Here is a 14,345-nt window from a genome sequence, read left to right as displayed (position 1 = left end):
GGCCTCACGGTTATTTGAGGTGCTGCCTCTGGTGGGCATTGGTTTTTCGTTGTCTGTGCCGACGCCTTCGCTGGCAAGCCAGCTCCTACAGTTGATCTGCGACGCCCCTGTAGGAGCTGGCTTGCCAGCGAAAGGCCGAAGGCCGCTCTCAGCGTTTCACTGCAATCGGCTGATTCAACTCAGCCCGCTTGCTCAGCAACTCAAACACCGCCGGATACGCCGGCCGTTCGATATACCGTCCGGCCCCACGCTCGGCCCGCAAGTCGCCATCGGCCCAGACCACCCGGCCCTGGCTGATGGTGTGGCTCGGCACGCCGCGCACGGTCTTGCCTTCGAAGATGTTGAAGTCGACCTGCTGGTGATGCGTTTTCGCCGAAATCGTCCGCGTACCCTCAGGATCCCACAGCACCAGATCGGCATCGGCACCGACCCGTATCGCGCCTTTGCGCGGGTAGAGGTTGAAGATCTTCGCGGTGTTGGTGGAGGTCAGTGCAACAAAGTGCTGCATCGACAAACGCCCACTGTTCACCCCTTCATCCCAAAGCACCGCCATGCGGTCTTCGATCCCGGCGGTGCCGTTGGGGATCTTGCTGAAGTCATCGCGCCCGGCGGCTTTTTGCTCGGCGCAGAAGCAACAGTGGTCGGTGGCGGTGGTGTGCAGGTTGCCCGACTGCAAGCCGTTCCAAAGTGCTTGCTGATGACCGAGAGGACGGAAGGGCGGGCTCATCACGTAACCGGCGGCAGTCTGCCAGTCCGGGTGTTGATAGACGCTGTCGTCCAGCAGCAGATGCCCGGCCAGCACTTCGCCGTAGACTTGCTGGCCCTTGCTGCGGGCGTAGGTGATTTCGTCGAGGGCTTCCTTGGTCGAGACATGCACCAGGTACAAGGGTGTGCCCAGGGTTTCGGCGATACGGATCGCCCGGCTCGCCGCTTCACCTTCAACCTGCGAAGGACGCGACAGCGGATGCGCTTCAGGGCCGGTCATGCCCTGGGCCATCAACTTGCGTTGCAGGTGATAGACCAGTTCGCCGTTTTCCGCGTGCACGGTCGGCACCGCGCCCAACTCCAGGCAGCGTTCGAAACTTGCCACCAGGGTGTCGTCGGCGGCCATGATTGCGTTCTTGTAGGCCATGAAATGCTTGAAACTGTTGACGCCATGCTGGCTGACCAGTTCGCCCATTTCTTCACGAACCTGCTCACTCCACCAGGTGATCGCGACATGGAAGCCGTAATCCGATGCCGACTTCTCGGCCCAGCCGCGCCACTGATGGAACGCTTCCATCAGCGACTGCTGCGGATTGGGAATCACGAAGTCGATGATCGAAGTGGTGCCACCGGCAAGCCCCGCCGCCGTACCGCTGAAAAAATCCTCGCTGGCCACGGTGCCCATGAAGGGCAGTTGCATGTGCGTGTGCGGGTCGATGCCACCGGGCATCAGGTATTGGCCGCTGCCGTCGAGCACTTCGGCGCCCGCCGGTACATCAAGGTTGTCACCGATGGCTTTGATCACGCCGTCGGCGCAGTACACGTCGGCACGAAAACTTTCATCATGGGTAATAAGGGTGGCGCCACGGATCAACAGAGACATTCCGAGTTCCTCGCAGGCAATGACCGACTGATGCCGGTTCTAAATGTTTTATATGAAGCGGAGACCAACAGGTGTATTCCTGTCAGTGCTGTCAAGAATAGACGCTAGCTGCAGTTTGGGGATTGGGCAAGAATATTTTTATAAGCTTATATATTTTTTAACATGTTGATATTTAAAGATAAAATAACAAATTCACTGAAATGGTGAGGTGCCTCACCATTTTGACGCACTTGACAGGTTCTGAAAATGAACGAGATTTCTATGTGAAATCAGTCGCTTGAGGGATGGGCTATGGTTGATGCGCCACCTTGGAAGAAACAGCTGCACCAGATTGAGTCCCGACAGTTTCCGGACAACTTGTCAGATAGTCAGCCTGAGTAGCATGGCAAGTAAACGGGAATTCATATTCTGATAACTAAAAATGATGTACATCAGTTACTTACAATTTTTATGGAACTGCCCGATGCGCAGACGGGGTGCCAGGCACAGTTATTGATGCCATCAGCCCCTGATGAGCAAACAATAATTCAAAGAACAGTGGAGCGGCCATGCAACAGATCAGATCGCAAGTGACCGAGCGCGACGGCTTGTTCGAGCTCGAAGCCGGCAGCGATGTTCTCGACAGTCCCCGTTACAACCACGACATGGCACCGACCAAGGTGCGCGAGCGAACCTGGAACAAATGGCACATCACCGCCTTGTGGGTCGGCATGGCCATCTGCGTGCCGACCTATACCCTGGGCGGGGTGCTCACCGCCTACTTCGGCCTGAGCGTGGGCGAGGCGCTGCTGGCGATCCTGTTTGCCAATATCATTGTGCTGATCCCCCTGACGCTTAACGCGTTCCCCGGCACTAAATACGGCATTCCGTTTCCGGTGCTGCTGCGTTCGTCCTTCGGCATCCTCGGCTCCAACATTCCATGCCTGATCCGCGCGTTGGTGGCCTGCGGCTGGTTCGGCATCCAGACTATGTTCGGCGGCCTGGCGATTCATCTGTTCCTGGGGTCGGTGTTCGAAGGCTGGAAGTCACTGGGCGGTACCGGCGAAGTCATCGGCTTCATGGTGTTCTGGGTGTTGAACCTGTGGGTGGTGATCCGTGGCGCCGAATCGATCAAGTGGCTGGAAACCCTGTCTGCGCCGCTGTTGGTGCTGGTCGGTGTGGGGCTGCTGGTGTGGGCGATGCCGAATGTGTCGATGACCGAGTTGCTGGCGATCCCGCCCAAGCGCCCGGAAGGGGCGAGCGTGGTCAGTTACTTCGCCGCCGGGCTGACGGCGATGGTCGGGTTCTGGGCCACACTCTCGTTGAATATCCCGGACTTCAGTCGCTACGCGAAAAGCCAGAAGGACCAGATTGTCGGGCAGATCATCGGCTTGCCCCTGACCATGTTCCTGTTCGCCTCCCTCGGTGTGGTGATGACGGCCGCCTCCGTGAAACTGGTGGGCGTCACCGTCTCCGATCCGGTCACCTTGATCGGGCATATCCAAAGCCCGGTGTGGGTCGCGCTGGCCATGGCGCTGATCATCATCGCCACGCTGTCGACCAACACCGCAGCCAACATCGTTTCGCCGACCAACGACTTCCAGAACATTGCGCCCAAGGTCATCAACCGGACCAAGGCGGTGATGCTCACCGGTCTGGTCGGGCTGGTGCTGATGGCGCATGAATTGCTGAAAAAGCTTGGGCTGATTGTTTCCGATCTGAGCCTGGAAACGGTCTATTCCAACTGGTTGCTGGGTTACTCCAGTTTGTTGGGGCCGATTGCCGGGATCATGGTGGTGGACTATTTCCTGATCAAGAAGCAGCAACTGGACCTGGCCGGGCTGTATCGCGATGACGTTTACCCGGCGTGGAACTGGTTCGGGTTTATCGCTTTCGGTGTCCCGGTGGTGTTGACGTTGTTGTCGCTCGGCAGTGATGCGTTCAGCTGGTTCTACAGTTATGGCTGGTTTACCGGGTCGGCACTGGGCGGGCTGATTTATTACGGGTTGAGTGTGATGCGGCCGAGTCCGACTGCAGTGAAATCTGCGGTGTGAGGGAGGGCCCCTTCGCGGGCAAGCCCGCTCCTACAGTTGGCCGGGGTTTACTCACTATTTGTGTCCGACACCAATCCCCTGTAGGAGCTGGCTTGTCGGGTCGCCGCATCGCAGCGAAGGCTGCCTCCAGAACAGCAAAAATTTGCCTGAAAAAACCTATAATAACTGCCTGAGGAGATCACCATGAACGCAGCCGTAGACGTTCTGCAGTCCACCCATCAGCACATCAACCGCGACCGTCTATGGCAGTCGCTCATGGAACTGGCCAAGCTCGGCGCCACGGTCAAGGGTGGTGTCTGTCGCCTGGCGCTGACCGACCTCGACCGCCAGGCCCGGGATATTTTCGTGCGGTGGTGCGAGGAGGCCGGGTGCACCGTCAGCATCGACGCCGTTGGCAACATCTTCGCCCGCCGCCCCGGACGTAATCCGGACTTGCCCCCGGTCATGACCGGCAGCCACATCGACACCCAACCCACCGGTGGCAAGTTCGATGGCTGCTTCGGCGTGCTGGCCGGCGTAGAAGTCTTGCGCACCCTCAACGATCTGGGGGTGGAAACCGAAGCACCGCTGGAAGTGGTGGTCTGGACCAACGAAGAAGGCTCGCGCTTCGCCCCCTGCATGATGGGCTCCGGTGTGTTCGCGGAAAAATTCACCCTGGAAGAAACATTGGCCAAGGTCGACGCCGAAGGTATCACTGTCGGCGAAGCGCTGAACGCCATCGGGTATGCCGGCCCACGCAAGGTCAGCGGGCACGCGGTGGGCGCCTATTTCGAAGCGCACATCGAGCAAGGCCCGATCCTTGAAGACGAACACAAGACCATTGGTGTCGTCATGGGCGCCCTCGGCCAGAAATGGTTCGACTTGAAACTGCGCGGCGTCGAAGCCCACGCCGGCCCGACACCGATGCACTTGCGCAAGGACGCCCTGGTCGGCGCCTCAATCATCGTCGGCGCCGTCAACCGCGCTGCTCTTGGCCACCAACCCCATGCCTGTGGCACCGTCGGTTGCCTGCAAGCCTATCCCGGCTCGCGAAACGTCATCCCCGGTGAAGTGCGCATGACCCTCGACTTCCGCCATTTGGAGCCGGCACGCCTGGACTCGATGATCGCCGAGGTCCGCGAGGTGATCGAAACCACCTGTCAGACCCACGGCCTGACTTTCGAGCTGACGCCCACTGCCGATTTCCCGCCGTTGTATTTCGATAAGGGTTGTGTGGAAGCGGTACGCGGTGCCGCCCAAGGGCTGGGCCTGTCGCACATGGACATCGTCAGCGGAGCAGGGCACGACGCAATCTTCCTCGCCGAACTCGGCCCGGCCGGGATGATCTTCGTGCCTTGCGAAGGCGGCATCAGCCATAACGAAATCGAAAACGCCGCCCCGGATGATCTGGCGGCTGGATGTGCGGTGTTGTTGCGGGCGATGCTGGCGGCGTCCGCTGCCATTGCATCCGGAAAACTGTCGGCCTGAAAAGCGAAGATCGCAGCCTGCGGCAGCTCCTGCATGGGCCAAGGATCTACTGGGTCAATGCAGGAGCTGGCGCAGGCTGCATTGACCTGTTCCCGGCATCCTCGGTGAACAGCCTCAGCACGATCAGGCTCGTCTGTGGTCGTAATCTTCACAGGCAGCGCGTAATCGCGCAGTCACACCCGTGGAGATGCAATGAGCCAGGACGTCCTGAGCACCGAAACCAATCGCCGGCAGTTGCAGCAAATCATCGCGGGGCTGTCCGACGGGGTGATTCTGTTGGAGCTCGACCAGACCATTCTCTGGGCCAACGAGGCCGCGTTGGCCATGCACGGTGTCAGCCGGATGGGTGAGCTGGGCGGCGATGCCAGGGAATACGCCAGTCGCTTCACTTTACGCTATCGCAATAATCATCCGGTCCCGGCCGACAATTATCCAATCGCCCGCGTGGCTCGCGGCGAGACCTTCAGTGACGTATTGGTCGAGGTGATGCCGACTGGGGACGAAGAGCGTTCCTGGGTGCACAGCGTGCGCAGCATGGTCCTGACAGACACTGCGGGCGATCCGGAGTCGCTGGTGTTGATCATGGACGATGTTACCGAATGGGCCAGCGCCGAGCAGCGTTTCGAAAAAACCTTTAACGCCAATCCGGCTCCTGCGGTGATCTGCCGTCTCAGCGATTTGCGCTACATCAAGGTCAACCCCGGCTTCCTCGACATGACCGGCTATGCCCGCGATCAGGTTATCGGCATCACGACCTATGAACTGGACGTGCTGGATGGCGCCGAAAACAAGGACCTGGCCAAACAACGATTGCGCGAAGGAACGACCATTGGGCAAATGTCGGCGCAGCTGCAAGTGTCCGACGGTGGCTACAAACAGGTCATCGTCGCCGGCCAACCCCTTGAGCTCAATGACGAAGCCTGCATGTTGTTTTCCTTCGTCGACATGGAGCCGCGACACAAGGCCGAAATTGCCCTGCGCCAGAGCGAGGAGCGTTTCGCCAAGGCGTTTCGCCTGACCCCGGTGCCGATCCTGGTGTGTAGCGCCCATGATCAGATGGTGATGGACGTCAATAAAGCGTTTCTGGATACCTTTGCGTACCCCGGTGAAGAGGTATTCGGCAAGACCATCGCGCAGATCGATTTCATCCATGACAAGGGCACACGGACCCAGCTGTTTGCGGCGTTGGAAAAAACCGCAAGCCTGGATCGCATCGATGTTCGTGTCCGTAAAAAAGGCGGCGAATTGATCGATTGTGCGGTGTCGGCCGATACCGTGGCCATTCAGGATGGCCTGTGCTACCTGCTGGTATTGATGGACGTCACAGAGCGTAAACGCACGGAGCTTGAACTGGTATCGGCCATTGAAGAGGTGATGAAAGATGCGTCCTGGTTCAGTCGCATGCTGATCGAGAAACTCGCCAATGTGAAGAACGTCAGTTCGCCGACACTGCCCAGCGTCTCCTTCACTGACTTGACGGCCCGGGAGCGTGATGTGTTAGGCCTGATCTGTGAAGGGCTGGCCGACAAGGAAATCGCGGTACGGCTGAAACTGGCGACCAACACGGTGCGCAATCATGTGTCGATGGTTTATTCCAAGCTGGATGTGCACAGTCGCAGCGAGGCGATTGTCTGGGCACGCGAACGTGGGTTGTTCTCCAGCGAGAGGCGGCCAAAGCGGCATCGTTAAGGTGCAAATGCACTAGCTGGGACGGTGCAAATGGAGGTTCTGGCCAGAGGCGACAGTTCGTAGCCTGTAAGGGTGCGATACGAGTCTTCGGAGTGTTATCGCGTCCCCTTTGGATATTCAAGGAACAGTCACATGGGCCATCATACGTTCGAGGGTGCGGTCTCCCTTGCGCCACTGCACGGTGAATCGCAATGATTTATCTGACGCAATTGCGCTCTGAACTGGAGCGCAGCTTTTCGCCATTGGCCTGCGAATGCAATCTGTCAGGTGATAGTTCGCTGACGGTGAAGCTGTATCATCCGGTGTCCGGGCAAGTGGATCTGGTGGTCAGCGGATTGAGCGTAGCGGCGCTGCGTACGCCCGAGGCGGTTGTCGCCTTGATCGAAGAGTTGCGCTATGAACTGGAGAGCAACGGCCTGCATCGTTCTGATCCGGTGGTATAGGAAACGCTCGGTTTACTGGCGTTGGCGGGCGACTGGGCTATAAGGGATACGAGGGTATTTTTTCTGTGACCGGTCCGCGGATTTGCGGTGGAGTTCCAGTGTCGCGGAAATGTGTCGATCACTTACCGCGGGTCAGCCTATGAAAAGTCTTGGGAAACGCATCGTCGCGCCACTGTCGTTCGCATTCTTTACAGCGATTCTGGGGGGCTGCGCCAGTCCGCCGCCACCCCCTCCCGCCGCACCGCCACCACCCCCTGAACGCACGTGCCAAACCTCGGAAAACACCGAGGTACAGGGCGATATGAGGGCGCAAGGGCAGGTGACCCGTCACACAACGCTTACTCGTTGCATCACGCAGTAGGCGCCGCTGTGTTTGCGGGTACCGCCAGTGACAGGTGTCACTGGCGGTTTCGCTCAAGGCGCCTCGAGCATTCGAATCAGGACAGGTAGCCGCCATCCACGTTCAGCGCTACGCCAGTGGTGTAACTGGACGCGTCGCTGGCCAGGTAAAGCACCGCCCCTGCCATCTCACTCGGGTGCGCTACGCGCTTGAGGGGAATCTGCTGCAGCGCGGTGTTCAGGATCGACTCGTTTTTCACCAGCGCCGAAGCGAACTTGGTGTCGGTGAGCCCTGGCAACAGCGCGTTGCATCGAATGCCGAACTGCGCGCATTCCTTGGCGAACACCTTGGTCATGTTGATCACGGCGGCCTTGGTCACCGAGTAGATGCCCTGGAAAATCCCCGGCGAGACGCCGTTGATCGAAGCCACGTTGATGATGCTGCCGCCACCGTTCTCGCGCATCAGCTTGCCGGCTTCCACCGACATGAAGAAGTAGCCGCGGATGTTGACGTCCACGGTTTTCTGAAAGGCGCCGAGGTCGGTGTCCAGTACATTGCAGAACTGCGGGTTGGTCGCGGCGTTGTTGACCAAAATGTCCAGGCGCCCGAACTGTTCCTTGATGCCGGCGAAGACCTGGCTGATCTGTTCCATTTCACCGATATGGCAAGCGATGGCGGTGGCTTTGCCGCCGGCAGCGATGATGGCGTCAGCCACGTGCTGGCAGCCATCGAGTTTGCGGCTCGAAACGATGACGTGGGCGCCTTGCTGTGCCAGCAGCTTGGCAATGGCTTCACCGATACCGCGGCTGGCACCGGAAACGAAAGCGATCTTGCCGTCGAGGTCGAACAACTGTGTCTTGGACATGGGATTCCCTTATGAAAAATCTTGTTATTGGGCCAGGTGCGTAGTCAAAGACTGGATGTGTGAATGACCTGCAGGCTCATCTGTTCCAGCAGTTTGTTCATATGAATGAACTGCGCGAAACGTTTGTCCTGGGTCTGACCATGGAAGAAGCGGTAGTAGATCTGTTGCACGATACCGGCCAGGCGGAACAGGCCGTAGGTGTAGTAGAAATCGAAATTGTCGATCTCGATACCTGAACGTTGGGCGTAGTAATCGACGAATTCGCGGCGGGTCAGCATGCCCGGGGCGTGGCTTGGTTGGCGGCGCATCAGTTGCACCGGCGCCGGGTCGTCGGCTTCGATCCAATAGGCGAGGGTGTTGCCCAAGTCCATCAACGGGTCACCGAGGGTGGTCAGTTCCCAGTCGAGCACGCCGATGATCTGCATCGGATTGTTCGGGTCGAGGATCACGTTATCGAAGCGGTAATCGTTGTGCACGACGCTCGACGTTGGGTGATCGGCCGGCATTTTGTCATTGAGCCAGGCCTTGACCGCCTGCCATTGCGGCGCGTCCGGAGTCAGGGCTCTTTCGTAGCGTTCGCTCCAGCCTTTGATCTGTCGTGCGACGTAGCCTTCAGGTTTGCCGAGGTCGCCCAGGCCGTGGGCGTTGTAATCGACCTGATGCAGCTCGACTAACTTGTCGATAAAGCTCTTGCACAGGGTTTCGGTCCTGGCCGAATCCAGGCCCAGCTCCGGCGGCAGTTCGGCGCGCAGGATGATGCCCTTGACCCGTTCCATCACATAGAACTCGGCGCCGATCACCGATTCATCTGTGCAGTGCACGTAGGCCTTAGGACAGTATGGGAAGCCGTTCCGGAGCTGATTGAGAATCCGGAACTCCCGGCCCATGTCGTGGGCAGACTTGGCCTTTTGGCCGAACGGAGGCCGACGCAGGACGAACTCCTGTCCGGGGTATTCCAGCAAATAGGTGAGGTTGGACGCGCCGCCAGGGAACTGGCTGATGGCAGGCTGACCACTGAGGCCCGGAATATGGGCCTTGAGGTAAGGATCGATCACCCTGGCATCGAGTTCTTCGCCGGAGCGGATACGGGTGGACTGGTCAGTAAGCGCCATGCTTATCCCTTCTGCTTATTCTGGAGGCCTTAAACTATTGGCTAATCTAATGCGCAGGCCTGACACCCACAACCACGAACAGCCCTTATAGGCGAGCGTGTTGCCGGGCAATCATTGCTTTTGATACACCTGTTTGAATGATCGCCTAAAGCGCTGCCTTGGCATGGCTGGCCGGCAGATCGATCGGCGTGAGTACCGGGTTTCCGGAAAAGAACGCCACCAGATTGCGACCCACCAACTCCACGGTTCCCTGGGTGGCCTCGGGAGACAAACCGGCGACATGCGGCGTCAGGATCACGTTGGCCAATGTTTTGAATGCATCCGGCACATGAGGTTCGGCATCGAAGACATCCAGCGCGGCACCGGCAATTCGTCGCTGTTCCAATGCGTAGATCAGATCCGCGGTGACGATGACACTGGCCCGTGCGATGTTGACCACGAAGCCTTTGGGGCCCAGGGCATCGAGCACCTGTTTGTTGATTAGGTGTTTGGTACCCAGGCCCCCGGGGGTGGCGACGATCAGAAAATCCGATGCACGCGCCAGCTCGGTTGGCGTCGAACAGAAGCTGTAGGGTACGTCGCTGCGATGCTGGCGGTTGTGGTAGCTCACCGTCATGTCGAAGCCGTGCGCCGCGCGTTTGGCAATGGCCATGCCGACAGCGCCGAGACCCAGGATGCCCAGGCGTTTGCCCGCCAGGGAAGGGCGCATGATTTTTGGCCACTCGCCGCGGCGCACGGCAGCGTCGCAGCGGGGGATGTCGCGTACCAGTGCCAGGAGCATGGCCATGGCGTGGTCGGCCACCGATGACGCGTTGACCCCGGCGCCGTTAGTCACCGTGATACCCCGGTCGGCGGCGGCTTGCAGGTCGACCTGTTCGTAGCCGGCGCCGATGACGCAGATGATCTTGAGATTGGGCAGGGCGACGATTTCATCGGCATACAGCCCCAATGGACCGCGAGTCAGCACCGCATCGATCTGACCGCCGTGGCGGGTGATGGCCGCGGCGCGCTCGGCGGGCGTCGGGGCCAGAATCAGGTGAAAGCCCTGGTGTTCGAGAATCGGCAGGTAATCATTGATGGTTTCAACCAGTACCAGAACGGTTGCGGGCATTACTCTGCTCCTGTGATCGTTACGTGTCGAGTGTGAAAACCAGTTTCAGGGTGCTGATTCCCAAGCGGATTGGCAATGGTCGTCATTGCTGTGGCGACATTTTTCAGTCTGGACCGCTTCCTGAAAGAAGCAAATTCACGCTTCAGGGCCGCCGTCACGTCAAAGTGCAGCACACTGCAAATACAGTGTGCTGCCGCAGGCGTCACTGAGCAGCTTGTGTTTGTTGTGCCTTGGTTTGTTCCGCCAGTGCGATCGCTTTGAAATCATAAGTCGGATAGAACTCGGTTCTGTAACTTCCCCACGCCGTATTTTCGAGTGCAAGGTTTACTTCTGCCAGACGGGAAGCCGGAAGGCGCAGTGTGACGACTTGTCCGATACCCATCATGATATTCCAGCTGACAACCTCTACCCCAGCGGGTGGAAAGGCCTTATAGAATCCTTGCCTGGCCAGCTGGGCCTTTAATTCGCTCAATGGTCGTGACTGATCGTGCTTTAGGAAGACGGTCAGCATGACGGCATTGTCTGGCGTGGACACGGCATTTTTTGCAGGGGAGGGCGTTGTGGATTGCGCATTGGCAACGGAGAAAGCCGAGGAGAGCAGTAGCGTAGATAACAGAAATATCTTGAGCGTTTTATGCATGTTTAAACTCCATGTTTTTTCAGGTGGCAAGCTATATTTCCCGCCCCGACGCTACTCGTGTGCAATGAATGGAATCGCTTGTGCTCGGCGGGCCGACGGGTTCAGTTGGTATTGGTGTCGGGTTTGATGGCGGACTTTGTAACTACTGTTCCGGTATAGGGCGCATGCACGACATAGATGCGCACCGGAGGATTGTTTTCCTTCATGTCGCGAGGCACTTCGCGAGAATAGGTGAACTCATTGGAGCTCAGCGTTTCCAATCGCCTGACTACGGTTTTGGTCGTCCCCATATCGGGCACTAAAACGTGGGTTTTCTGATCGCCAGTGACAAAAAAGTATCCGCCACCTCCATTGTCGTACTTTGATTCTCCCGTGTCGGTGTAAAAGAACTCATAGCGATTGCGTTCGGGGTCCCATGTCGATATTCCGACCACCCCGGGATATTTCTCTTTGACATCCGTTTGTGGCGCACCCTCGATATAGACCTTGGTTGTCAGCCACCTGGGAGAGGAGGCCAGGTCCTGAATATCGGCAGTGGCGGAGGTTTGTTGCGCAAAGACGCTGAGGGGGCACAACATGGCCGCGGCAAGCAAGAGCGTAGACGTAATATTGTTTTTTTGCATGCGTATAACTCCATGATTGATGGGTAAGTCGCGCGCTATTAATCATTCAGCATTCAGCATTCAGCATTCAGCATTCAATGCCTGAAAAATATAAGCTGGAAATGAGGGTTGTTCAAGGGTGGGTAGTTGCTTGTAACAAATCAGTATATCTGGCGTTTAAGAAATGATTTGCCGGATTTACTTATCGATACTTCGCCTGTAGGAGCTTTCCGATGCGTAATATTGCAAGATGAGCAATATCGTCATTCAGTAATCGCTCCTGTTAGCTCCGACAGGCATGCGCAGATCAGAGTGCATACTGGGCAACACCATTGCCAAACGACCAGTTCTCTTTCTTCACTTCCACCAGATTGACGAAAACATCTTCCAGTCGAACCCCCAATTGCGCATTCAAGGTGTCAGCAATGGTTTTATAAAGCAGTTTTTTCTGTTCGATGGTGCGGCCTTCGCTCAAGGTGATTTGTATCACCACCAGGTTATCGGAGCGGTGGATGCCCAGGTACCCGGGATCGAAGATGAAATGCTGTTCATCGTGCTCGGCCAGGATCTGGAAATTATCGTTCTCCGGCACGCCGATGGCGCTGTGCATGGCGGCGTAGATCAATTGCCCGACACGTTTGACGTAGGCAGGGTCTTGATGCTTTTTGATGTCGACGCGAACGAGTGGCATGGCTTGTCTCCGCGATGAGGGTTGCCGGACGGAACCTGAATGAACATACATCAGGGTGAACGGTTGGCAAATGGATTGTGGCTCGCCTGCAGGAGGGGCAAAGTCGCCCGATTAACTGATCCGAATCACCATTCCTCAGCTAAGTCTTTGCTTCTGTTCATAAATCCCGGACAATCGCGCCCCTGTTTCGGCCAGGGCGCTGCCTGTCGGATTTTTCCGACTCGCCCTGACCGGGTAGCCAGTGACCGGAATGCGGAGATCCCACCGGATGAATGATCAGGCCAATAGCGTCGACGAACGCTATGTAGCGGCGACACCAGCAAGTCTTACCCGCTGGAATCGCCATGACACCACCTGGATGCTGGGCCTGTTTGGCACGGCCATCGGGGCTGGCACGTTGTTTTTGCCAATCAATGCAGGGCTGGGCGGCTTCTGGCCGTTGCTGATCCTGGCAGTGTTGGCCTTCCCGATGACGTTTTACGCACACCGTGGCCTGACCCGCTTTGTGCTGTCCGGGCGCGAAGGCGCGGACATTACCGAAGTGGTGGAAGAGCACTTCGGGATCAGGGCCGGCGCGCTGATCACCTTGCTTTACTTCTTTGCGATCTTTCCGATCCTGCTGATCTACAGTGTGGCCCTGACCAACACCGTGGGCAGTTTTCTCGAGCATCAACTGCACATCATGCCACCGCCGCGCGCCGTACTGTCGCTGGTGCTGATCCTCGGCCTGCTGGCCGTGGTGCGTTGCGGCGAGCAAGCGATCGTCAAGGCCATGAGCCTGATGGTCTATCCGTTCATCGTGGCACTGCTGTTTCTCGCGGTGTTCCTGATTCCGCACTGGAACGGCGGCATCCTGGCCACCGCTTCCACACTGCCTGAACCCTCGGCGTTGTTGCACACCCTGTGGCTGGCGATTCCGGTGATGGTATTTTCGTTCAACCACTCGCCGATCATCTCGGCGTTTGCGGTGGACCAGAAACGTCGTTACGGCGATCACGCCCAGGAGCGCAGCTCACAGATCCTGTCCCGGGCCCACGGCTTGATGGTGGTGATGGTGCTGTTCTTCGTGTTCAGCTGCGTGCTGACACTGTCGCCGGCGCAACTGGCCGAGGCCAAGGCGCAGAACCTGTCGATCCTGTCCTACCTGGCTAACCACTTCAGCAATCCGACCATCGCCTTTGCGGCGCCGTTGATTGCGTTCGTGGCGATTTCCAAGTCGTTCCTGGGGCACTACATCGGTGCCAGTGAGGGTCTTAAAGGTCTGATCGTGAAGAGTGGCAAGCGCCCGGCACCGAAGACGCTGGATCGCATGACCGCGGCCTTCATGCTGGTGGTGTGCTGGATTGTTGCCACGCTGAACCCGAGCATCCTGGGCATGATCGAAACCCTCGGTGGTCCGATCATTGCGGCGATCCTGTTCCTGATGCCGATGTATGCGATTCGCAAGGTGCCGGCGATGGCGCGTTATCGCGGTCAGGCGTCCAACGTCTTCGTGACTGCGGTGGGCCTGGTGGCAATCTCGGCGTTGATCTATTCACTGAGCGCCTGAGCTCAAATTTACCTGGCGCACTGAATACTCTGTGGGAGCGGGCTTGCTCGCGAATGCGGTCTTACCGTCAACGAGGATGTTGAATGGGATGGCCTCTTCGCGGGCGAGCCCGCTCCCACATTTGTTCTGTGTGATGCATGGATTGTGCGCTCACGCAAATCCTTGTGGGAGCGTGGCTTGCCCGCGATGAACGATAACGCGGTCTTGCAGTTGTT

General features: G+C 58.0%; 12 protein-coding genes. 5 read left to right on the top strand and 7 right to left on the bottom strand.

Going from position 1 to position 14,345, the window contains the following annotated elements; genetic code table 11:
- Positions 1-148: 148 nt before the first annotated feature.
- Complete coding sequence (gene hydA / locus J2W17_RS06320; RefSeq protein ID WP_307330887.1) at positions 149-1,588, bottom strand: dihydropyrimidinase; 1,440 nt, start codon at positions 1,586-1,588, stop codon at positions 149-151.
- Positions 1,589-2,136: 548 nt separating this feature from the next.
- On the opposite strand from hydA, the gene J2W17_RS06315 reads away from it, so the two are divergent.
- From J2W17_RS06315 to J2W17_RS06300, 4 genes are all read left to right on the top strand, one after another.
- Positions 2,137-3,621: an NCS1 family nucleobase:cation symporter-1 gene (locus J2W17_RS06315; RefSeq protein WP_307330884.1), complete on the top strand. Its 1,485-nt coding sequence runs from the start codon at positions 2,137-2,139 to the stop codon at positions 3,619-3,621.
- 183 nt (positions 3,622-3,804) lie between these two features.
- Complete coding sequence (locus J2W17_RS06310; protein WP_307330881.1) at positions 3,805-5,088, top strand: Zn-dependent hydrolase; 1,284 nt, start codon at positions 3,805-3,807, stop codon at positions 5,086-5,088.
- Between the two features lie 192 nt (positions 5,089-5,280).
- Positions 5,281-6,777 carry a helix-turn-helix transcriptional regulator gene (locus J2W17_RS06305; protein ID WP_307330878.1) on the top strand — a complete coding sequence of 499 codons (1,497 nt, stop codon included), beginning with the start codon at positions 5,281-5,283 and terminating at the stop codon, positions 6,775-6,777.
- A 191-nt stretch (positions 6,778-6,968) separates the two neighbouring features.
- On the top strand, positions 6,969-7,220 hold the full coding sequence (locus J2W17_RS06300) for a DUF1652 domain-containing protein (protein WP_307330875.1): 252 nt from the start codon (positions 6,969-6,971) through the stop codon (positions 7,218-7,220).
- Between the two features lie 437 nt (positions 7,221-7,657).
- On the opposite strand, the gene J2W17_RS06295 is transcribed toward J2W17_RS06300, so the two are convergent.
- The 6 genes from J2W17_RS06295 to J2W17_RS06270 all read right to left on the bottom strand — a co-directional run bounded on the left by J2W17_RS06295 (position 7,658) and on the right by J2W17_RS06270 (position 12,581).
- The gene (locus J2W17_RS06295; RefSeq protein WP_307330872.1) at positions 7,658-8,425 is read right to left on the bottom strand and encodes an SDR family oxidoreductase; all 768 of its coding nucleotides are present in this window, start codon (positions 8,423-8,425) and stop codon (positions 7,658-7,660) included.
- Positions 8,426-8,469: 44 nt separating this feature from the next.
- Positions 8,470-9,537: a phosphotransferase family protein gene (locus J2W17_RS06290; RefSeq protein ID WP_307330869.1), complete on the bottom strand. Its 1,068-nt coding sequence runs from the start codon at positions 9,535-9,537 to the stop codon at positions 8,470-8,472.
- Between the two features lie 145 nt (positions 9,538-9,682).
- Positions 9,683-10,648, bottom strand: a complete 966-nt coding sequence (locus tag J2W17_RS06285) for a 2-hydroxyacid dehydrogenase (RefSeq protein ID WP_307330865.1) — start codon at positions 10,646-10,648, stop codon at positions 9,683-9,685.
- Positions 10,649-10,850: 202 nt separating this feature from the next.
- Complete coding sequence (locus tag J2W17_RS06280) at positions 10,851-11,288, bottom strand: hypothetical protein (protein WP_307330862.1); 438 nt, start codon at positions 11,286-11,288, stop codon at positions 10,851-10,853.
- A 101-nt stretch (positions 11,289-11,389) separates the two neighbouring features.
- Positions 11,390-11,911, bottom strand: coding sequence for a DUF4822 domain-containing protein (locus tag J2W17_RS06275; protein ID WP_307330859.1), 522 nt, complete (start codon positions 11,909-11,911; stop codon positions 11,390-11,392).
- 286 nt (positions 11,912-12,197) lie between these two features.
- Positions 12,198-12,581: a tautomerase family protein gene (locus tag J2W17_RS06270; RefSeq protein WP_307330856.1), complete on the bottom strand. Its 384-nt coding sequence runs from the start codon at positions 12,579-12,581 to the stop codon at positions 12,198-12,200.
- Positions 12,582-12,849: 268 nt separating this feature from the next.
- Here J2W17_RS06270 and J2W17_RS06265 point away from each other — a divergent pair, with 268 nt between their 5' ends.
- Positions 12,850-14,130, top strand: a complete 1,281-nt coding sequence (locus J2W17_RS06265; protein ID WP_307330853.1) for a serine/threonine transporter — start codon at positions 12,850-12,852, stop codon at positions 14,128-14,130.
- Positions 14,131-14,345: the final 215 nt, after the last annotated feature.

The sequence above is a fragment of the Pseudomonas lini genome, assembly GCF_030812475.1.
GTDB lineage: Bacteria > Pseudomonadota > Gammaproteobacteria > Pseudomonadales > Pseudomonadaceae > Aquipseudomonas > Aquipseudomonas lini_A.
The sequence above is the reverse complement of the archived record's forward strand: the minus strand, read 5'-3'. Positions and strand labels throughout refer to the sequence as shown.